Raw genomic sequence first — 21,807 nt, 5'->3', positions numbered from 1 at the left:
CCAAGACGCTCTGATCAGTCGACCCTTTATCCGCCGTACGGAAACACGACGCCTCATCAAGGAAGCACCATGGCCGCAAGTCTAGCCAAGACGATCGCCGCTGCAATCGCTGCAGTCTGGGTCACCAGCGCCGCACAAGCCGCGAATGATCCCCCTTCTGCCGCTCAACGCGTTGTCACATTGGGCGGCACGGTCACCGAAATCGTCTATGCCCTGGATCAAGGAGATCGTCTCGTCGGCGACGATCAATCGAGCTTGTATCCCGAGGCGGCGACCAAGTTACCGCGCGTCGGGTATTACCGTGCCGTGCCCGTCGAAGGCGTACTCGCGTTGAATCCGGACCTGGTGCTGGCGTCTGAGCAATCTGGTCCCCCCACGGCACTCGCGCGCCTGAAGGAAATCGGCGTCCCCCTTGAAATCATCTCTGACAAGCCCAGCGTGCAATCGCTCAACGATCGCATTCTGCAAATCGGTAAAGCCCTGGGCGTACCAGAGCGCGGCGAGCAATTAGCTGGATCCGTCGCGACCGCATTGCGCCAAGCGCAAGCCTTGCCCGAGTCCCACGCGCGCGCTGTACTGCTGATGAACCGCACGGGCACGCCCCTGGGCGCGGGCAGCGACACAGCAGCCGCACTCGTGCTGGAACTCTCCGGACTCGTCAATGTGCTCGCCGACCAACAAGGCTACAAACCCATCTCAGCCGAAGCGCTCAGTGCACTGGCCCCTCAAGTCATCGTCGTCCCCCGCATGTCGCTGGAGGCAGCGGGCGGCATGGAAAAATTCCGCGCTACGCCGGGCATCGCCTCCACGCCGGCAGCAACAAATCACTGCATCGTCGTCATGGACGACCTGCTTGCCCTAGGCACTGGGCCGCGGCTGCCGCAAGCCATACGCTCACTCAAGGAGACCGCTTGTGTCGCTCGCCAAGGCTGATCGCCTGGCACCGCCGACCAGGCGGGCGCATCCTCCCACTGTACTGATCGGACTGGGTATTGCGGCATTGGCAGTGGCCTTGCTAGCCGCCTTGAGCGGCGCCGTCCATATTCCCTTGGCAGACGCGTTGCGCGTGCTGACCACCGGCGCCTCGCAGCCTAATGACACGTTATGGCGCAACGTGCTGCTGGACATTCGATTACCACGCGTCTTGTTTGCCGTCGTGGCGGGCGCGGCGTTGGCGATTTCCGGTGCAGCGATGCAGGCCCTGTTTCGCAATCCGCTGGCCGAGCCCGGCTTGGTCGGAATCTCCGCAGGCGGCGCGCTGGGCGCCGTTGCCGCCATCGTGCTGACCACGGGCGGCTTCATCGTCACCGCACCTGCTGCCTTTGCCGGCAGCCTGCTGGCCACAGCGGCAGCCTATGCCGTCGGGCGACGCGTTCCGGGCGTCGCCGGCCTGTTGTTGGCAGGGATCGCCATCAACACCGTCGCCGGCAGCTTGATCGGGCTGCTCACCTACATGGCCTCCGATGCGCAACTGCGCGACCTGACGTTCTGGAACATGGGCAGCCTGGCGGGCGCCAGTTGGTCATTGTTGGCCTTTCTGGCGCCGTGGACACTCGTGTGGTCCCTTTGGCTGATGCGCCAGTGGCGCGCCATGAACGCCCTCTTGCTGGGAGAACGCGAAGCCCAGCATCTCGGCTTCGCCCTCGTCACGGTCCGCTACAAACTCGTCATGGCCACCGCACTCATCGTGGGTCCACTCGTGGCCGCCACGGGCGGCATCGGCTTTGTCGGACTCGTCGTGCCCCATCTCGTACGCATGACCCTGGGAGCCGATCATCGTTGGCTATTGCCAGCCTCGATGCTGACCGGCGCCTTGGCGCTCACGCTGGCCGATTGGTTGGCTCGCATCGTCGTGATCCCGGCCGAGCTGCCCATAGGCTTAGTCACCAGCCTGGTCGGCGGACCCTTTTTCTTGTGGTTGCTCGCGCGAGGACGACGATTCTGATGAGCCTGCGTACGATAGACCTAGACGTATCACGCGGTTCGACCCGCATACTTTCCAATGTCTCGCTCAGCATCGAGCCTGGCGAAGTACTGGGCCTATTGGGCGCCAACGGCGCCGGCAAATCCACACTGCTCGCAGCCCTCGCCGGCGAGCTGTCGCCCGCCCGTGGTCATATCGAATTAGACGGCTCACCGCTGACCCGCATACCGCCACGCCGTCAGGCCCGGCAACGCGCAGTCCTGCCGCAAAAGCCCTCACTGACATTTGATCTGGGTGTACAAGAAGTCGTCGCCATGGGTGCCTACCCCTTCCCCGAACTCGACCCCGTCGAAGTCGAGGAACTGACCGCATCTTCGCTCGCCTTGGCCGGCGTCCCCCACCTGGCACAACGCCGTTATCCCGACCTGTCCGGCGGCGAACAACAACGCGTGCAATTCGCCCGCGTCCTGGCCCAGTGCCAGGCCCAGCATGACCCCAACCTCTCGCGCTACCTCTTGCTGGACGAGCCCATCTCCAGCCTGGATCCCAAACACCAGATCGAACTGCTGCGCACCACCGCCGACCTAGCCCATACCCAAGGCCTGGGCGTCCTGATCATCGTCCACGACATCAACCTGGCCGCCCGCTGGTGCGACCAACTCATCATGCTGGGCAACGGCACCGTCATCGCCAACGGCCCCTCCAAAGACGTACTGACCCGCGACAACCTGCGAACCGTCTACGACATCGAAACCGACATCCTGCCCCACCCCACCATGCCCAACCGCATCCTGGTATTGCCGCATTAGATATGCCACAGCAACGCAGGCAGCCACTCCTACTGCAACCTCACCCGCCGGCAGCGCAGACACGCACTACTGCAATCTAATCTAACAGCGACGCACGCATGCCATTACTGTGAGTCCGTGCCGCGTGCCTGGGTGCCGCGCCGGCCCGTTGAGCCGCGGTTCAGCCTCGCGCAGCGAGGCCGAGGCCCCTGCTCATGGGCCGAGCCGCGGCGATAGGGCCGGCGCGGCACCCAGGCACGCGGCACGGACGGCTTAATAGAGACACCCGACGCGATCTAGAGACACCCGACGCAATTACCCACGTCAGGCCTTATCCCCCCGATACCGCGAAATACTCATCAAAATCCCGCAAGCAATCCCCATCGTCAACAACGCCGTCCCCCCATAGCTCATGAACGGCAACGGCACCCCCACCACAGGCAAGATCCCCGTCACCATCCCCACGTTAACGAACACATAGATAAACACCATCATCGTCAACGCCCCCGCCATCAAGCGTCCAAACTGCGTCGTAGCCCGCACCGCAATCGTCAACCCTCGAGCGATCAGCAAGGCGTACAACAACAGCATCGCCACGCCTCCATACAGCCCGAACTCCTCCGCATACACCGCAAAAATAAAGTCCGTCGTACGCTCGGGAATAAAGTCCAAGTGTGTCTGCGTCCCCTGCATATACCCCTTGCCATAGAGCCCCCCCGACCCCACGGCGATCATCGACTGAATCGTATGAAACCCCTTGCCCAATGGATCAGAACTGGGATTGAGCAACGTGCACACCCGCTGCTTCTGGTAATCATGCAAGACCACCCAATCCACACCGGGCTGACATAACGTATCTTCGTAATAGATCAGCGTCCCTATCCCCAAGATACCGACAATCGCAATCGGGGCAAGCAATTTAAAGGACAACCCGGCGAAATAAATGACGCAAAACCCCGCGCCAAACACCAACAACGCCGTGCCCAAGTCAGGCTGCAACACGATCAGGCCAAAAGGCGCGGCCAGCATCGCCGCAGCGACAAGAAAATCGCGGATACGCACATCGCCGTCATGCCGCTGGAAATACCATGCCAACATGAGCGGCACAGCGATTTTCATCATTTCAGACGGTTGAATACGCGTGATGCCTAGGTTCAGCCAACGCGTGGCTCCCTTGCTGGTTTCCCCAAAAAACTCCACCCCCAGCAACAGTGCAACGCCGACGATATAGAACGGCAATGCCAGACGCATCAACATATGCGGCGGCACCAAGGCCACCACCCACATCGCAAAGAACGCAATCAGAAAATTGCGCGACTGATCGGCAAAACGCCAGTCGGTACTACCCACCGCCGAATGCATCACCGTCAGACCCAACGCGGTAAACAACGCCAGAATGATCAGCAACGGCCAGTCAAAGGCGAGAAAGACGCGGACCAGGATAGCGCCCAGACGTTTCATTGCTTGACTCCGAATCCAGACGATTCGAACAAGTCGTTCAAATCGGACCGCGCTGGCGCGGTAGAGGGGCGCTGCGTCGCCCTTGGTGCTTGCTGAGCGGGCGCCGCTTTGGGTGCAGATCGGGGCCTCATGCTTGGGGGAGGCTTATCCGAGCCCGGAATGAGCGGTGGCAGCGGCTCGTCCTGCGGCGCATCATCCAGCACTACCCCCGGCGGCGGCTCCACGAGATCGTCTGAACTCGTCGCGCCAGGCACCACAGGCGCCGACACACCCGTAGGAACGGGAGTCTCGCTTTGCGCCGGCACAGACAACGGCGCCACGTCTGAGGGCAGCATGATGCGCGAGCCAGCCGTCGGCTTGGCAGGCCGCGACAACCAATAATCGAACACCGTACGGGCAATGGGCGCCGCAACGCTCGCCCCCCACCCTGCGTTTTCCACCAATAGCGCTACGGCAATACGCGGTTTATCGGCCGGCGCAAAACCCATGAACAACGCGTGATCGCGTAAACGCTCATCCAGCTCATGCGCCCGGTATTGGGATCCACGCAGGCTGAACACCTGCGCCGTGCCAGTTTTGCCCGCCGCCTGGTACGCCGCACCGGCAAAGGCTCGTCGTGCCGTCCCCGAGCGCACCACGCCGACCATCGCGCTCTTGACGAAATCGACATTCTCTTGCTTTAACGGAATGCGATATTCCGGTGTCGACGGTGTCGGCGTCACGACGCCTGTATGCGTATCGCGCGTCGCATGCACCAAATGCGGTTTCCGATAGGCGCCGCTGTTAGCCAAGGTCGATGTCCCCTGCGCCAACTGCAGCAATGTGAACGAGTTATACCCCTGCCCCACCGCCACCGAAATCGTCTCGCCCGCATACCATTGCTGTTGCCTGCGGTCCTTGTATGCCTGGCGTTTCCACTCGGTCGAGGGCAACACGCCCTTGCGTTCGCCATCCAGGTCAATACCAGTGATCTGCCCGAACCCAAACTGCTTGGTAAAGTCATGCAGCCGGTTCACGCCTATTTCCGGCCCCAGCGAATAGAAATACGTATCCGAAGACACGACGATAGCCTTGTGCATATCGGTCATGCCATAAACCGCACCGCCAGCGTTCCGAAAACGCTGCCCCCCGAATTCGAAAAAGCCTGGATCGGGAATACGTGTCTTGGCGTCGCGCACACCCAGTTCCAGCGCTGCCAACGCCACAAAAGGCTTATAGGTCGAGCCAATCGGATAAGTACCGTACAACGGCCGATTGATCAGCGGATGATCCGGCGACTCGTTCAACAAGCGCCAGTTTTCCACGTCGATACCATCGATGAACAGATTCGGATCGAACGCAGGTTTAGAGACAAACGCCAAGACCTCGCCCGTGTTGGGATCGATGGCAACCAGCGCGCCGCGGTGATTTCCAAAAGCCTCTTCGGCCACACGCTGCAAGCCTAGATCAATGGACAGCATGACGTCCACGCCAGGCACCGGATCAGTACGCTGTAACGTCCGCACAGGACGGCCGCTCGCATTGACCTCGACCTCTTCGATCCCGGTCTGGCCATGCAGCGCCTTTTCCCAGCTTTTCTCGATACCCTTTTTACCGATCACATCGGTGCCGCGATAATTGCCCAGCTCGCCAGAGCTTTCCAACGCTTCGATATCGTTTTCCGCAATACGGCCGATGTAACCCACCACATGCCCTGCCGTGGCGCCCTGCGGATACTCGCGCACCCAACGAGCACGCAACTCCACACCAGGAAACTCAAAAGCATGGGCCGCGAACCAGGATGCCTCGGTGTCATTCAAGTTGTTGCGCAGTATCAGACTGGCATACCGCCCCGATTCCTGCACCCGGCGTTTAAATCGACGCTGATCGCCTGGGCTGACATACACCACAGGCGTCAGGCGTGCCAGCATGGCATCAATATCACCGACCTGGCCCGGCACCACCTCTAGCGTGTAGGTCCGGTAATTGCGCGCCATCACCACACCATTGCGATCCAGGATCTCTCCACGGCGTGGCGCAATGGGAACCACGGCAATGCGATTACGATCGGCTCGCTCGGACAGCCCCTCGTAGCGGTCTACCTGCAAAAACCAGAAACGCCCAGCCAACACGCAAAAGCAGGCCAGCGCAAACAAACCGCCCACCCAGGCGCGCAGCCCAAAGCGCTGCTTTTGCTGTTGGCCGATTTTTTTGAATTCAAACATGGCGCGCCGCTATCCAACCCGGCGCTAGACCGACGAGGACTCAACGTCGTCGGTGCCTCGCTGCGGCAAGTGCAGCACGAAACCTATCAACGGCCACATCGCCGTCGTCAGCAAGACACTCAGGCCCCAATCCCAGCCGGACCATCGACCGGCCAGCCACGCCAGCACGAGTTGTTGCACCAAGCGCGCGACAAAGAACACGGGCAACATGTGTATGCCCTGGCTCCAGAGATCAAAATGCCGCAACCGGCGATGCAACGCCACCGCCCCATATGCCACCAAGGTATATGACAACGCATGCGCACCCAGCACACTGACATCGTGCACATCCATCAGCAGGCCAAAGCAGAATGCCGCCACCAGCCCGACCCGGCGCGGTTCGTGCACGCACCAAAAGGCCAGGACCAGCACCAGAATATCGGGTGCCCCTTCCCAGACGCGCCAGGGCAACAATGACAGCAACCACGCCGCCACGATTGAGCCCCACACAAAAAACACATTGGCCGGGCGCGACAAATGCTCGGGAGGGACGTTGCGAGGCGTGCCCAAACGGCGCGGGGGTTGCTGGGCCGACGAGTTATTGCGATCCACCGGATTCGGCCTCTTGAAGATCAGACTCTGCGCGAGCGACATCGACTTGGAGCACCAGGAAATGGCGATGCCGCTCGGGATGCGCCAAAGGCTCGCATACGGCTCGCGCAAACCCGGACGCCGTATCCCGTTCGACCGTCAACACCTTGGCCAACGGCAGGCCTGCGGGGAACAAGCCTCCCACGCCACTCGTGACGATCGTGTCGCCTTCCTGGATATCGGCATTAGCCGCCAGAAAGCGTACCTCGATGCGGCCCGGCGAATTCGAACCAAAGGCAATCAAACGCAGGCCGTTGCGCAACACCTGAACGGGTACAGACACTCGTTCGTCGGTGACCAGCGCGGCCTCGGACGCCTGTGGCGTCACACGTACGATCTGCCCTACCACACCGCCTTCGTCAATCACCGGCATGCCGGGCGCCAGCCCCGCCTGACTGCCCTTGTTAAAGACCAGCCGTTGCTGAAAACTATCGGCCGGCTCATACAGCACCTCGACCACCACCGCAGTCTGATCGACGGTATCGGTCACACCCAACAACCGGCGCAACTGTGCATTCTCAGCCGCTAGCTGAGCCGCATGCGTCGTGACTTGGGACAACTCGATACGCTGCCGCTGCAAGGCCTCGTTTTCGGTGCGGTTATTGTTGGCCGCATCGACCCACTCGTTGAACTGCCGCACAAAATCACGCGGCGCCATCACGGTGCGCTGAAACGGATACAACCCAATGGAAACTGCGCGTCGCAACGGCTCCAGCAGATGAAACTGAGAGTCGAGGACCAGCAAGGCGAGCGACAAGGCGACCATGACGGCCAACCGGATTTCTACCGGCGGGCCGCGCCTGAACAGCGGTGGAGACCCTTGTCGTTGCATGAATACCCAGCTTTGGCGTCAGCCCGCAGCCACTGCGCCGGACATCGCCGGCATGGCGACGCCCGCTGGCGGGACAGACTTATTCGTTAATGAAAATCGCGCCCAGTTTTTCCAGATGCTCGAGCGCTTCGCCGCAACCACGGACCACGCAGGTCAGCGGATCCTCGGCCACGACGACGGGCAGCCCTGTTTCCTCTTGGAGCAAGCGATCGAGATCGCGCAGCAATGCCCCACCGCCGGTCAGAGCGATGCCCTTGTCGGTGATGTCGGCGCCCAACTCGGGCGGGGTTTGTTCCAATGCGATCTTGACGGCGGACACGATCTGGTTCAACGGATCGGTCAGCGACTCCAGAATCTCGTTGGACGACACCGTAAAGCTGCGCGGCACGCCTTCGGCCAGATTACGGCCCTTGACTTCGATCTCGCGGACTTCGGAACCCGGGAAGGCGGAACCGATTTCTTTCTTGATGAATTCGGCGGTGGGCTCGCCAATCAGCATGCCGTAGTTGCGGCGGATGTAGTTGACGATGGCTTCGTCGAACTTGTCGCCGCCGACGCGCACGGAGCCCTTGTAGACCATCCCGCCCAGCGAAATCACAGCGACCTCGGTCGTGCCGCCACCGATATCCACCACCATCGAACCGCTGGCGTCCGAGACGGCCAGGCCGGCACCGATGGCAGCAGCCATCGGTTCTTCGATGAGATAGACATGCGAGGCGCCGGCGCCGAGGGCAGATTCGCGAATGGCGCGTCGTTCGACCTGGGTCGAACCGCAGGGGACGCAGACAATGATACGCGGGCTGGGGGCCAGCATATTACGCGGGTGAACCATGCGGATGAACTGCTTGAGCATCTGCTCGGTCACCGTGAAATCGGCAATTACGCCGTCTTTCATGGGGCGGATGGCTTCGATGTTGCCTGGGACCCGTCCCAGCATCTGCTTGGCCTCCTGGCCAACCGCCTGGATGATTTTTTTGCCATTGGGGCCGCCTTCATGGCGGATGGCGACGACCGAAGGCTCGTCGAGCACGATGCCCTTGCCCCGGACGTAGATCAGCGTGTTGGCGGTACCGAGGTCGATCGCCATATCGCTGGAGAAGTAACTGCGCAGGAATCCGAACATGAGGGCTCAGCGAGATTCAGAAATAATGCCGGGCTGCAGGTGACGGACTGGTAAACACGAGCCCGCCGCATTGCTGCAGCGATTAAACCGTGAATGATAACTTATAATTTCCCTGAAAATAGCGCAAAAATGCTGGTAATTCATGCTTTGTCACAGGGACGGATACCGTACAAACCCGCACCTGAGCCCAGCAGCCTGCCCCTTCGATTTCTCATAGTCTCCCTACATGGCGCTCAACGAACAAGACGTGGCCCGGATTGCCCGGCTGGCCAGAATTGAATTGACCCCCGATCAGCTCAAGCTCGCCGAGGGCGAGCTCAACGGCATTCTTCACCTGATCGAGCGGCTCCAAGCCGCCGACACCCAGGGTGTAGAGCCGCTGGCGCACCCGCTGTCGGCCCATCAGGACATCGCCCTGCGTCTACGGCCGGACGCCGTGACCGAAACCGCCTCCGAGGCGAATCGCGCCGAACTGATGGCCAATGCGCCGGATGCCCGCGACGGCTTGTTCCTGGTCCCCAAGGTCATCGAATAAATCATGACGACTTCTGCCCTCCACACCCAATTCGGCGGGATCGCCGAACTGCGCGCTGCGCTCGTGCAGCGCCAGGTCAGCGCCCGCGAGCTGGCGCAAAGCGCCCTTGCTGCCGCCCAAGCCGCCAGCGGCCTGAATACCTTTCTGCACATCGACGAGGCTCTCACCCTGGCCCAAGCCGACGCAGCCGACGCAGCCCTGGCCGCCGGCACGGCGGGTCCGCTGGCCGGTGTGCCCATTGCCCACAAAGACGCCTTTGTCACCCGCGGCTGGCGCACTACTGCCGGCAGCAAAATGCTCAAGGGCTATGCCAGTCCCTTTGACGCCACGGTCGTCCAGCGCCTGCAAGCAGCCGGCGCCGTCTCGATCGGCAAACTCAATTGCGATGAGTTCGCCATGGGATCGGCCAATGAAAACTCCGCTTACGGCGCCGTTCGCAACCCGTGGGACACCAATGCCGTGCCTGGCGGCTCGTCGGGCGGCTCGGCCGCTGCGGTAGCCGCCCGCCTGGTCGCCGCCACGACCGGCACCGACACCGGCGGTTCGGTACGCCAACCCGCCGCGCTGTGCGGCGTCAGCGGCATCAAGCCCACCTACGGCACCGTCTCGCGCTTTGGCATCGTGGCCTTCGGGTCCAGCCTGGACCAGGCGGGCCCGCTGGCCCCCAGCAGCCGCGACCTGCTCGAGCTGCTCGATCCCATGAGCGGCTTTGATCCCAGCGACGCCACCAGCCTCGAAAGCTGCGACGGCGCGCCCAACGTCCCGGGCCGCATCCGCGCTGCCTACGACGCGGCGCAGGCAAGTTACGCCGCCGCCGGCAGCCTGCCCCTGAAGGGCCTGCGCATCGGTGTCCCCCAGGAATACTTCGGCGCGGGCCTGGCCCCGGATGTCGCCGCTGCGGTCGAAGCCGCGCTGGTGCAATTCGAGGCCCTGGGCGCACAACGCGTATCGATCTCGCTGCCGCGCACCGAATTGGCCATTCCGGCCTATTACGTGATCGCCCCTGCCGAGGCCTCCAGCAACCTGGCCCGCTATGACGGCGTGCGCTACGGCCACCGCGCCCAGGAATACACCGATCTGAACCAAATGATCGCCCGTTCGCGCGCCGAGGGCTTTGGCGATGAGGTCAAGCGCCGCATTCTGATCGGCACCTATGTGCTGTCGCACGGGTACTACGACGCGTACTACCTGCAAGCCCAGCGCGTGCGCCGCCTGATCGCCCAGGACTTCCAGCGCGCCTACGCCGACCAATGCGACGTCATCATGGGGCCGGTGTCGCCCACCGTGGCCAAAAACCTCGGCGACAACCGCGACGATCCCACCGCCGACTGGCTGGCTGATATCTACACGCTCGGCGTCAGCCTGGCAGGGTTGCCCGCCATGTCCGTCCCCTGCGGTTTCGGCGGCGACGGCCAGCGTCGCCCCGTCGGCCTGCAAATCATCGGCAACTATTTCGACGAAGGCCGCCTGCTGGCCGTCGCCGACCGTTATCAACAAGTCACCGACTGGCACCGCCGCGTGCCCGGCCAGCAAGGCAGTGAGCAATGAACTGGGAAATCGTCATCGGCCTGGAAACGCACACCCAGCTTTCCACCGACGCCAAGATATTTTCGGGCAGCAGCACGCGCTTTGGCGCGGCTCCGAATACACAAGCCAACGTCGTCGACCTGGCACTGCCGGGCAGCCTGCCCGTCATGAACCTCGGCGCGGCCGAACGCGCCATCCGATTCGGGCTCGCCGTCGGCGGCACTGTTGCACCGCGCTCGGTCTTTGCCCGTAAAAACTACTTCTACCCCGATCTGCCCAAGGGCTATCAGATCAGCCAGTACGAATTGCCCGTCGTGCTGGGGGGATCGCTCTCGTTTTTTGTCGGCGAGGAGGAAAAAACCGTCAACCTGACGCGCGCCCACCTCGAAGAAGACGCCGGCAAATCGCAGCACGACGATTTCACCCTGTCCAACGGCAATCCGGCCAGCGGCATCGACCTGAACCGCGCCGGCACCCCGCTCCTGGAAATCGTGACCGAGCCCGAAATGCGCTCGGCCGCCGAGGCCGTCGCCTACGCCCGTGCGCTGCATAGCCTGGTCGTCTGGCTGGGCATCTGCGATGGCAACATGCAAGAAGGCTCCTTCCGCTGCGACGCCAATGTCTCCGTCCGTCCCGTAGGCCAAAAGGAATTCGGCACCCGCACGGAAATCAAAAACGTCAACTCGTTCCGCTTTCTGGAACGCGCGATTTTGTTCGAGGCTCGCCGCCAGATCGAGCTCATCGAGGACGGCGGCACCGTGGTCCAGGAAACCCGCCTGTACGACGCCGATCGCGACGAAACGCGCAGCATGCGCAGCAAAGAAGACGCACACGATTACCGCTACTTCCCGGACCCGGACCTGCCCCCGCTCGTGATATCGCCCGAGTGGGTCGAGCAGGTACGCACCGAGATGCCCGAGTTGCCCGCAGCACTGCGCGAGCGCTTCGTGCGCGAATACGGCCTGTCAGCCTATGACGCCGCCCAGCTGTCCGCCAGCCGCGGCATGGCCTCCTATTTCGAGGCCGTCGCCCAGGCATTGCCCGCAGGCCAAGCCAAACAGGCCGCCAACTGGATCATGGGCGAGGTCGCCGCCACCTTGAACCGCGAAGAAAAAGACATCGCGGACGCACCGGTCCAGGCTCCTGCTCTCGCGGCACTCATCGGCCGCATCATCGACGGCACGATTTCCAACAAGATCGCACGCGACGTGTTCTCTGCCATGTGGGCGGGCGAACAAGGCGGCCAGCCCGACGCCATCATCGAGGCGCGTGGCCTGAAGCAAATCAGCGACACGGGCGCAATCGGCGCCATGATCGACGACGTGCTCAACGCCAACCCGGCTATCGTGGCGGAATACCGTGCAGGCAAACAAAAAGCCTTTAACTCACTGGTCGGCCAGATCATGAAAGCCGCCAAGGGCAAGGCCAACCCGCAGCAGGTCAACGAGTTGCTCAAGCAAAAGCTGGATAGCTAAAAGCGCCCCAAAAAAAATGGGCCAGTGCAAACTGGCCCATTTTCCTTCCGATGACGGGCGACAAGCCCGCCACTCATCACAAAATCCCGTATTTCGCCCGATACGCCAACACCGCCTCACGGTGGCTCGCAAATTGGTCATCGTCCTGCAGTAACGTCAGAATATCGGCCAACGATGCAATGCTGACGACCGGAATACCGTAGGTTTTCGCAACCTCTTGCACGGCGGAATGCGGCGACAGCGCATCGTCCGCGCCCGCACGTTCCTGACGATCCAGCGCAATCAACACCGCCGCCGGCTCCGCTCCCGCGGCATGGATGATCTCTACCGACTCGCGCACCGACGTGCCTGCGGTGATGACATCATCAATAATGACGACCTTGCCCTGCAACGGCGCGCCCACCAGCGTACCGCCCTCGCCGTGATCCTTGGCTTCTTTCCGGTTAAAAGCGAATGGCACGTCGCGCCCCTGCATGCCGGCATGCCCAGCCAGGGCAACCGACGTCGCCGTCGCCAGCGGGATACCTTTGTAAGCCGGTCCGAACAACATGTCGAACGCGACACCGGAATCCAGCAACGCCTGAGCATAAAACTGGGCAAGCTTACCCACCGATGCGCCGCTGTTGAACAAGCCCGCGTTAAAGAAATAAGGGCTGATACGGCCTGACTTCACCTTGAAACTGCCAAAACGCAACACGCCCTCATCGAGGGCAAAACGGACAAAGTCGGTAGAAATAGCGGCCATGATTAGAGACTTCCAATAGGAGATCGGACGCATTTTAACGTGTCCCCTGCAACGCTACCGACGCCATTCGTCCATGGCAAGCCGGCCTCAGTCGGTTAAAGTCCGTCTTTAGGCCGGATGGCCAACCGCTATACAGGAGTCTTCGTCGTGCTGCGTATCACCTCACTCAATCTCAACGGCATCCGGTCCGCCTTTCGCAAAGGCCTGCAACCTTGGATGCAAACCCACAGTGCCGATATCCTCTGCCTGCAGGAAATCAAGATCGCCGATGCCGACCTGACCGAAGACCTGCGGCATCCCCCTGGTTACACCGGGCATTTTTCCCACGCTATCAAAAAAGGCTACAGCGGCGTCGGTATTTACCTGCGCAATGCGGCGGAACGCGTCCAGATCGGCCTGAACTGCGAGGAATTCGATGCCGAGGGCCGTATCATCCGCGCCGACTGGAAAGATCTGTCCGTCATCAGCGCCTACCTCCCCTCGGGCTCCAGCGGAGACGAACGCCAACAGGCCAAATACCGGTTCCTGGACGTGTTCGGCCCCTGGATCGACGAACTGATGAACGAGCATAAGAAAACCGGCCGCGAGTTTGTTATCTGCGGCGACTGGAATATCGCGCACAAAGAGATCGACCTGAAAAACTGGAAAGGCAATCTGAAAAACTCGGGCTTTTTGCCCGAAGAACGTGCCTGGTTGACCGAGGTCTTTGATCGACGCGGATTTGTCGACGTCTTTCGCAAACTGGACGAGCGCCCCGATCAATACACTTGGTGGAGCAACCGCGGCCAAGCCTGGGCCAAGAACGTGGGCTGGCGTATCGACTACCAGATTGCGACCCCGGGCATCGCTGCGCGTGCGCGCAATACAGCCATCTATAAAGACGAACGCTTCAGCGATCATGCGCCGCTGACCATCGACTACGACATAACGTTGTAAAGCACGCATAAAACTGATTGCCAGGGCCTTAAAATAAATAGGGACGCATTAATAATTAAAATTGCCTGTTCCTCTATTTATCAGGCCCTGATTTGTCCCCAAGTGCATGTATTAACGAAAAAACCCTGGGCGAAACTTTCACCACAATAAATGGTGACGCATTAACTCTCGCAGGTAGAAATATCCTGACCAGCGTAAAAGGAGCAATTCACAATATCTGGAACGAGCCCTTTGATACATTGCGTCCCCAATTTTTCTAGACATCCAGCCCCAATATTGGCGCGGGTTTCCGGCGAATGATTCGTTTTGCACGCCCCCGCCGATACCCCTACAATTGCGCACCGAGCCAGTGCCATTGCGCACTATTTTGGACCGAATAGCACCACATCCGGGCATTTATGCACCGGTCTGCGGCACCCCAGGAGACCCCATTGAAACTGCAAAGTCTTGACGACTTTTTGCGTCAGGTCGCTGTGCGCGACCCGCATCAGCCCGAATTCATGCAAGCCGTGCACGAAGTCATGTCCAGCTTGTGGCCCTTTATCGAGCAGCATCCCCATTACGCCGAGCACGCCTTGCTCGAGCGTCTGGTCGAGCCCGAGCGCGTCATCCAGTTCCGCATTTGCTGGACGGATGATCAAGGCAAGCCCCACGTCAACCGCGGTTTTCGCGTGCAACACAGCTCGGCGATCGGCCCTTACAAGGGCGGCATGCGCTTTCACCCGTCGGTCAATCTGTCGGTATTGAAGTTCCTGGGTTTCGAACAGACCCTGAAAAATGCGCTGACCACCCTGCCCATGGGCGGCGGCAAAGGCGGCTCGGACTTCGACCCCAAAGGCAAATCCGACGCCGAAGTCATGCGTTTCTGCCAGGCACTGATCCTCGAACTGCATCGCCACCTGGGCCCGGACACCGACGTACCTGCAGGCGATATGGGCGTGGGTGCACGCGAAGTCGGCTTCATGGCCGGCATGATGAAAAAAATCTCCAACTCGGCCGCCAGCGTCTTTACCGGCAAGGGCCTGACCTTCGGCGGCAGCCTGATCCGTCCGGAAGCCACCGGCTACGGCACGGTGTACTTCGCCGAAGAAATGCTCAAGCGCACCGGCCTGTCGTTTGACGGCCTGCGGGTCGCCGTCTCAGGATCGGGCAACGTGGCTCAATACGCCATCGAAAAAGCCATGAGCCTGGGTGCACGCGTCGTTACCGTATCGGACTCCGACGGCACGGTCGTCGATGAAGCCGGCTTCACGCACGAAAAGCTGGCCGCGCTGATGCACATCAAAAATGACCTGCGCGGCCGTCTGGCCGAATATGCAGGCCAATTCAAATTGACCTACGTCGCAGGCAAGCGCCCGTGGCACGTGCCGGTCGACGTCGCCCTGCCCTGCGCGACCCAGAACGAACTCGAAATCGACGACGCACGCACGCTGATCGCCAATGGCGTCAAATGCGTCGCCGAAGGCGCCAACATGCCGTCCACGCTGGAAGCCGCCAAGGCCTTCATCGAAGCCGGCGTCCTGTACGCCCCGGGCAAAGCCAGCAACGCTGGCGGCGTGGCCGTGTCAGGCCTGGAAATGAGCCAAAACGCCATCCGCCTGGCCTGGACCCGCGAAGAGGTCGATCAGCGCCTGCACTCCATCATGCGCGACATCCACGAAAACTGCGTGCGTCACGGCCAAGGTCGCGGCACCGCCGTCAACTATCTGGATGGCGCCAACATCGCCGGCTTCGTCAAAGTCGCCGACGCCATGATCCAGCAAGGCCTGTACTGAACCTCTGTTCCCATACAGCCCCGAAGCCCGCTCTCTGTTCAGCGGGCTTTTTTTCGTTACCCCTTCCCGAGCGCAGCAAGCTCCTGCGCTCCGCACACAACAGGCCTGCGCTCAACACGCTAGCTGGTTGAATAGCGCAGTCCCTCAATCCGTAGGCACCGCATTCGAGTGGACACTGCCTGAAGGCACTAGATGCGATGCTGCCGATGATCGGCAGCATCGCATTTTCTGACGCCCTTTTGAATGGCGGAGCTCAGTCCAACTTCAGGGCGTTTTAAACGCCCCCCAAAAACCAGAAACTGAACACCTCAGGAATGACACGCGCCTATAAAACGGTACAGCGCGATTGCGGCGCCGCAAATTCCTCAAAACGCGTGCGTATGGCATATTTTGCAGGCAAGGCAAGAATGGCACTTCGCGCGCTGTCTCCCAGGCAGTTTGGGATATCAGGCTGGGCACCGAATATGCATAGCTGGTAAAAGCTGTCGTACCTGTTTTTCTTGACAGCAAGCAGCAACGGGGTGTCTCCCTCGTAATCTTGAGCGTTGAGAATCTTCAACCATATTTCGTTAGATTCCACCTTTCCGTACATACATTTGAACTCCTTCCTCACTGCATCTAGCTCCTCAAGCGACGCCTGGCTGGGCAAGGCGCCATACATGCTGAACGCATCCTGACGATCATATATATAGCTAGTCACAGCGTAGAAAAGCTTAGAGATAAGCTCACCATTATTGCTCTCTGCCGCAAACATGATCGGCGTACGCCCACCAATGATGGGCGGCGTGTGGGTAAGGTCCTCTTTAGTACGAAAATTCCACACCTCGATGGGCAGCTTCTCCATCATCGCCATCAACGCGTTATCTTTTCGCTGTGCCGCGGCTTGATGCAACAACGAGTATGGTGAATTTTTAAGCCCTTTTACGATCAACGCGACGTTTTCCTGATGATCGAGCAAGCTATTGATCGCCGCGTCGTCATCCTGCTCCACGTACTTTTTCAAACTCTCCATCGGGGTCTGATCCAGGTACGTGCACTCTGGCGGGATCGGGTTGACATAGGATGCGACACCACTAGACACTTTAATCATTATCTTTTAAACCTCACTGTTGACAGGGCAGCCACACGGTACGAATCCATCGGCCGATAGGCAACGACGCACTAGTTCAAAATCGATATGCTGGTCAGCATAACAATTGCCCTACCGCAGCAATCACAACTTATACAAAATCGGACTGAGCTAACTAAAAACCAGTCACAAGGGTACGCCTGCACGTGCGGACTATCGTCGAGGTGTTCACACGAGCGGAGCTCGCCATGGAGGCGGGATAACGGCTGCCCGCCGCAGGCGTAGTAGATATGCTGAGCCGCCTTGTTGTTCCGCGGTAAGCACTAACATTTTTTTGCCGAAGAAGGCAGCGGCGCCAGGGAAATTGGTCCGAAAACACGGTCTCCTGCAAAAAAGCGGCAGCTATTGGCAGCCCGATCACTAACATCGACGGTGCTCAGAAATCCCGAGCCCCTAACCGCCTGCCGCCCTAACCCTGGAACCCATATTATGACTGTTGTTACTGCTCTAAAGCCCTTTGATTTCCACGAAAACTACGCGCCACCCAAGGCATCCAAAAAGTCTCAAGACTCTGCCAATACGTTGCGCCCAAACCTTGATAGTTTTGTTCGCGAGGACTATTCCCCCGTCAAAATGTGTGCAGCCGCGGTGGTTGACAATGCAGAGCCGTCTCTATTGGATAGCTGGGTAGAGATTAAAGAACAGTCCCTATTAGATAGCTGGGTAGCGACTGAAATCGACTCCCACGGCACGTTAGAACAGCCGTTCGACGCCCTGCGCACGGCCACCCGAAAAGGCCTGGAGGGCCAAACCGATCCGACTCAAATAAGTGCTGAGTCGCCCCGCTCCTGGCGCTCAGCATTCACTGCCCCCTTGGTTGGAATGTATAACGCAGCGACTGGTACGGTCCAGGGGTGGGTGGGAAATAATGCACCACAATCAATACAACAACTCACCCCGGGTCAGCGTATAGAACGTGCCGCAGAGTTGGCTTACCAAATCGAGGTGAAGCTGCAACGTTTGGATGAGAGTATTTGCAAAACACACGGCATCAAACTATCGACTCCCGACGCAGCCCGCATTGATTCGGTCCAGCTCTCTACGTGGGACTCTCTCCAAAACTTCTCGGCGCGTACGCAAGGAGCTGTCACCGCAATTCTCGATACTACGGTAGGCGTCGCATCCGGCGTGGCCATCGGAGGCGTAGGTGCGACTGGCATATTGGGAATAGGTTTCGGCGCCGCTGCGTTGAGCGGTGGAACCATCCTCGCTCTGACAGAGATGCGAAAATTTCCAGAGCGAGCTCAGAGCCGTGGCGTACAAAACGTGTTAAACGACCGACTACCCGAGATCCAAAAGGACCTCGACGAGTTGGACGCCATCATCGGTCAAGAGCAACATCGCTGGGCAATGCAACAACGTATTATGGCGACTATTTCGCAGCGCTATGACCACTGCGGCGCGCTGGAACGGCAGATAATAGGAGCCGTAAGAGCACGAGCACGTATCGAAATGGCCTGCGAATTGGAAAATGGCATGCCCGTATCAGTAGCTCACCGCGACGACCCGACGCGTAACGCCGTCCTTACACAGCTCGCACAAACGCGTGATGCACTCTACAACTTCATTGCCTCGCTCATCCAAGAATTCAATGCCCTGAGCGAACGAATGTTGTTCACGCTTCATGTAAGCGAAGCAGCTGCTCATGCCAAAGCGGAAAAAAATGCCGAAGAGGCATTTAAAAATGCACACAGAGCCCTGCTCCTGGACTTATCCACCATCAAGAACAGTACTCTCGCTGCTGACGTTGACGTGATCGCGCTCCAGAACCTGGAAAACAGCGGTACCTCGACAAAGGTGACGGACACCGCTTTGCGGGCCGATATCGCAATTGGCCAAAATCTCACTCGTACGATTCTCTCATCGGGCCCGAATTTTGGCGCTGTCAAATACGCGGCAAAAATAGGCGCGCATGAACGCAACTATGCCGTTCCTAGCAATTTGACGACGGTGAGGTCGATTGCCCGATATATCGATGCGCAGGCCATTTCAAATGCTCGAAATCCATCTGCTGCAGCCACGGCACCCACTTTATCGCAAGGCCAGGACGGCTCTTACACCATTGCGGATCCGGAGCGTAAACTCTACAGCTTCTTGGCAAGCGCCCCCACGGCCCGCGCCAATTTCTCCGATACTGCGGACGTAGGCCCCTCAGCAAAACTGATCGATGCCGGTATTGGACGCATGACCATTGCCGACTATAGCCGCACCTTCCCTGGTGGCGCGAACCAAATGGAGTTCGAGCCCAAGATCGACAAAAGCGGCGCCCACGTCTTGACGGTACGCTTTTTGAACCAACCTGACGAATCCCTGTTCAGGCCCCATCAAGCTACGGCATTGGACATTATCAAGAATCAGCGAAAGAGGCTGGCGACGGAACAAGAGCAAACGCCCGTGGAAACATCGGATTTCACCGGTATGTCTCTTGCAGAGGTAGAGGCATATCTGGACGACATGGCGCTTGTTTGCGAAGAGCAGGCGCAGCTGCTTCACGACGACTATCGTCAGTTGGCCGCATTGAACCAATGGGAAAATCCGACATTCACGCGACGCGCCTGAATTGGCTAAAGTAGTGGACTAATAATCTCTGCATCCCCATTGGCAAGCACATCGCCAATGGGGATGGGTCCACTAGCAGGGTTTGGCCCGTTGATACCGCGTATCAATGCCAATCATCACGGTACACAAAACGTGGCATTTGCCAGTTGAACCTCAACGCCAACAACCGGAACGTCAATCCCGCCACTAACGCCACCGGCACTGCCGCACTAAGGCCCCAGTCCAGCTTTAGCAGACCCAGGTAAAGCGCCCCAGTCACAATCGACACGCTGGCATACAGCTCTTTGCGGAACAGCAGCGGCACATCGTTACATAGCACATCGCGCAGCACCCCACCCGCACAACCCGTGATCATGCCGCTGATCAACACTACGCTGGTCGACATCTCCATCTGCTGCGCGACCTGGCAGCCTATGACCGTAAACGCCACCAGCCCCACAGCATCCAGCCACAGAAATAATCGACGCAGCCGCCGCATCAACGGCGCAATGAACGCCGTCACCAATGCCGCACCGGCAGTCATCGCTAAATACTCGGGATGCGCGACCCACGTCAGCGGATAGTGCCCCAACAGCACATCACGCAACGATCCACCGCCCAGTGCCGTCACGCACGCGATGATGCACACGCCCATCCAGTCCATATCGCGACGTCCGGCTGCCAGCGCCGCCGTCATCGCCTCGGCCACGATCGCGATCAGATACAAGATGTGCAACAACACGGTAGACGTCTCAACAGGCATAGTTATTTCACGCACCTTACGAACAAAATCCCGCTGCGTACCCGCGCGATGCTCGCAGCCCAGCCGGCCCGCGCACAGCCGTCAGCGCATCAGGCCGGCGACTCCAGCGCATCGATTATCCGGCGTTGATGCCAGAGCAACACCAAGCCCGGCAAGGCAATCGCCACCGTCAACAAGAAAAATCCGGGCCAGCCTAGCCAGTGCACCAACGGCGGCGTCAACGGACCAGCCAGATAAATCCGCCCAACCGCCGACAAAGCCGACAGCAATGCAAACTGCGTCGCAGAAAACCGTTGCTGGCACAGCCCCATCAGCAATGCCACAAAGGACGCCGTCCCCAGGCCGCCGCACAAGTTTTCCACCCCGACGGCCGTAGCCATCAGCCAGAGACTCTTCGGACTGACCGCAATCACCCAATAACCCAGATTGGAAATCGCCTGCAAAATACCAAAGGCCATCAGCGAGCGATACAGGCCCCACCGGGCCATCAACGAACCACCCGCCAGCGCCCCCACAATCGTCGCCAGCAGACCCAGCACCTTGTTCACGGTGCCTACCTCAGTGGGATCGAATCCGGCGCCACGTATCAAAAACGTCGTGGACAGCGCCCCTGCAAAAGCATCGCCCAGCTTGTACAGCACGATTAGTGCCAGGATCGTATAAGCGCCGCGCCGAGAAAAAAATTCGCGAAACGGCTCCACCACCGCAACACGCAGCGAGCGCGGCGCGGTCACGGGTTGCTCAGGCTCAGGGGCCCAGAGCGTGGCTGCAGAACATAACAGCATCAACACGCCCATCGAGACATACATCGGCCCCCAACCCAACCTTTGGTCCGCCAAAATCAAGGCCAAGCCACCGGACACCACCATCGCCAGCCGATACCCCAGTACCTTGATTGCTGCCCCTGCCCCTCGCTCGTCGCGACGCAACACGTCAGTGCTATAGGCATCAAAAACAATATCCTGCGTAGCGGACAAAAACGCCACCATCATGGCCAACAACGCCAATGGCAACAAAGCCGATCCGGGCGACAGCAGCCCCATCGCCATGATCGCCACGGCCAATAACAATTGCGTGATCAGCATCCAGCCGCGCCGCCGGCCCAGAATAGGCGGCACATAACGATCCAGCAGGGGTGCCCACAGAAATTTCAGCGTATATGCCGAACCCACCAGCGTCAGGAAACCGATTTCCTCTAGCGAAACCTGCTCGACCGTGGCCCACGCCTGCAACGTGCCTCCAGTCAACGCCACCGGCAATCCGCTGGCAAAACCCAACACCAGCAACGGCGCCACCCGACGACTGAAATAGATATGGGATGCGGCAGTAATAAAGGCTCTCCTGACGGCGATGGCGCTGCGAGCGCCGAACATCCGGCATATTAACCAATAGCAGCCCGGTTGCCATCCGCGTGCACACGTA

18 protein-coding genes are annotated in these 21,807 nt (G+C 59.8%); 9 read left to right on the top strand and 9 right to left on the bottom strand.

Going from position 1 to position 21,807, the window contains the following annotated elements; translation table 11 throughout:
- Nucleotides 1–69: 69 nt before the first annotated feature.
- The 3 genes from ACYVI2_RS17180 to ACYVI2_RS17170 all read left to right on the top strand — a co-directional run bounded on the left by ACYVI2_RS17180 (nt 70) and on the right by ACYVI2_RS17170 (nt 2,733).
- Nucleotides 70–933 (top strand): heme/hemin ABC transporter substrate-binding protein, encoded by an 864-nt coding sequence (locus ACYVI2_RS17180; protein WP_415815757.1) that lies wholly within the window; start codon nt 70–72, stop codon nt 931–933.
- A gap of 73 nt (nt 934–1,006) precedes the next feature.
- Nucleotides 1,007–1,945, top strand: coding sequence for a FecCD family ABC transporter permease (locus ACYVI2_RS17175; protein WP_415816497.1), 939 nt, complete (start codon nt 1,007–1,009; stop codon nt 1,943–1,945).
- On the top strand, nt 1,945–2,733 hold the full coding sequence (locus ACYVI2_RS17170; protein WP_415815755.1) for a heme ABC transporter ATP-binding protein: 789 nt from the start codon (nt 1,945–1,947) through the stop codon (nt 2,731–2,733). Before ACYVI2_RS17175 ends, ACYVI2_RS17170 begins: the two co-directional genes overlap by 1 nt.
- A gap of 303 nt (nt 2,734–3,036) precedes the next feature.
- Here ACYVI2_RS17170 and rodA read toward each other — a convergent pair whose 3' ends face one another.
- The 5 genes from rodA to ACYVI2_RS17145 form a co-directional block, all read right to left on the bottom strand.
- A complete protein-coding gene (rodA, locus tag ACYVI2_RS17165) occupies nt 3,037–4,173 on the bottom strand; it encodes a rod shape-determining protein RodA (protein ID WP_415815753.1) in 1,137 nt (378 codons plus the stop codon).
- Nucleotides 4,170–6,377: a penicillin-binding protein 2 gene (mrdA, locus tag ACYVI2_RS17160; RefSeq protein ID WP_415815751.1), complete on the bottom strand. Its 2,208-nt coding sequence runs from the start codon at nt 6,375–6,377 to the stop codon at nt 4,170–4,172. The genes rodA and mrdA overlap by 4 nt, the downstream gene beginning before the upstream one ends.
- Nucleotides 6,378–6,401: 24 nt before the next feature.
- The gene (gene mreD, locus ACYVI2_RS17155) at nt 6,402–6,968 is read right to left on the bottom strand and encodes a rod shape-determining protein MreD (protein ID WP_415815749.1); all 567 of its coding nucleotides are present in this window, start codon (nt 6,966–6,968) and stop codon (nt 6,402–6,404) included.
- Entirely contained in the window at nt 6,955–7,839 is an 885-nt protein-coding gene (gene mreC / locus ACYVI2_RS17150) for a rod shape-determining protein MreC (protein WP_415815747.1), read from the bottom strand. The genes mreD and mreC overlap by 14 nt, the downstream gene beginning before the upstream one ends.
- Before the next feature lie 79 nt (nt 7,840–7,918).
- Nucleotides 7,919–8,962: a rod shape-determining protein gene (locus ACYVI2_RS17145; RefSeq protein ID WP_094823631.1), complete on the bottom strand. Its 1,044-nt coding sequence runs from the start codon at nt 8,960–8,962 to the stop codon at nt 7,919–7,921.
- Nucleotides 8,963–9,188: 226 nt separating this feature from the next.
- Here ACYVI2_RS17145 and gatC point away from each other — a divergent pair, with 226 nt between their 5' ends.
- From gatC to gatB, 3 genes are read left to right on the top strand one after another with little or no spacing between them, the layout of a single operon-like run.
- On the top strand, nt 9,189–9,497 hold the full coding sequence (gene gatC / locus ACYVI2_RS17140; protein ID WP_094823632.1) for an Asp-tRNA(Asn)/Glu-tRNA(Gln) amidotransferase subunit GatC: 309 nt from the start codon (nt 9,189–9,191) through the stop codon (nt 9,495–9,497).
- Nucleotides 9,498–9,500: 3 nt separating this feature from the next.
- Complete coding sequence (gene gatA / locus ACYVI2_RS17135) at nt 9,501–11,045, top strand: Asp-tRNA(Asn)/Glu-tRNA(Gln) amidotransferase subunit GatA (protein ID WP_415815744.1); 1,545 nt, start codon at nt 9,501–9,503, stop codon at nt 11,043–11,045.
- A complete protein-coding gene (gene gatB / locus ACYVI2_RS17130) occupies nt 11,042–12,499 on the top strand; it encodes an Asp-tRNA(Asn)/Glu-tRNA(Gln) amidotransferase subunit GatB (protein WP_415815742.1) in 1,458 nt (485 codons plus the stop codon). Before gatA ends, gatB begins: the two co-directional genes overlap by 4 nt.
- 76 nt (nt 12,500–12,575) lie before the next feature.
- Here gatB and pyrE read toward each other — a convergent pair whose 3' ends face one another.
- Entirely contained in the window at nt 12,576–13,244 is a 669-nt protein-coding gene (pyrE, locus tag ACYVI2_RS17125) for an orotate phosphoribosyltransferase (protein WP_415815740.1), read from the bottom strand.
- A 147-nt stretch (nt 13,245–13,391) separates the two neighbouring features.
- Here pyrE and ACYVI2_RS17120 point away from each other — a divergent pair, with 147 nt between their 5' ends.
- Both ACYVI2_RS17120 and gdhA read left to right on the top strand, forming a co-directional pair.
- Complete coding sequence (locus ACYVI2_RS17120; protein WP_415815738.1) at nt 13,392–14,180, top strand: exodeoxyribonuclease III; 789 nt, start codon at nt 13,392–13,394, stop codon at nt 14,178–14,180.
- A gap of 431 nt (nt 14,181–14,611) precedes the next feature.
- Entirely contained in the window at nt 14,612–15,955 is a 1,344-nt protein-coding gene (gdhA, locus tag ACYVI2_RS17115; protein WP_415815736.1) for an NADP-specific glutamate dehydrogenase, read from the top strand.
- A 325-nt stretch (nt 15,956–16,280) separates the two neighbouring features.
- Here the strand turns inward: gdhA and ACYVI2_RS17110 are convergent, their stop codons facing one another.
- Nucleotides 16,281–16,967, bottom strand: a complete 687-nt coding sequence (locus tag ACYVI2_RS17110; RefSeq protein ID WP_415815734.1) for a hypothetical protein — start codon at nt 16,965–16,967, stop codon at nt 16,281–16,283.
- A gap of 546 nt (nt 16,968–17,513) precedes the next feature.
- Here ACYVI2_RS17110 and ACYVI2_RS17105 point away from each other — a divergent pair.
- Nucleotides 17,514–19,643 (top strand): hypothetical protein, encoded by a 2,130-nt coding sequence (locus tag ACYVI2_RS17105; protein WP_415815732.1) that lies wholly within the window; start codon nt 17,514–17,516, stop codon nt 19,641–19,643.
- Between the two features lie 103 nt (nt 19,644–19,746).
- Here ACYVI2_RS17105 and ACYVI2_RS17100 read toward each other — a convergent pair whose 3' ends face one another.
- Together ACYVI2_RS17100 and ACYVI2_RS17095 are read right to left on the bottom strand one after the other, a co-directional pair.
- Nucleotides 19,747–20,385: a trimeric intracellular cation channel family protein gene (locus ACYVI2_RS17100; RefSeq protein WP_415815730.1), complete on the bottom strand. Its 639-nt coding sequence runs from the start codon at nt 20,383–20,385 to the stop codon at nt 19,747–19,749.
- 89 nt (nt 20,386–20,474) lie between these two features.
- A complete protein-coding gene (locus tag ACYVI2_RS17095) occupies nt 20,475–21,758 on the bottom strand; it encodes a muropeptide transporter (RefSeq protein WP_415815728.1) in 1,284 nt (427 codons plus the stop codon).
- Between the last annotated feature and the right edge of the window lie 49 nt (nt 21,759–21,807).

Source organism: Bordetella tumbae (assembly GCF_054780995.1).
This window is presented reverse-complemented; position numbering and strand designations above follow the sequence as displayed.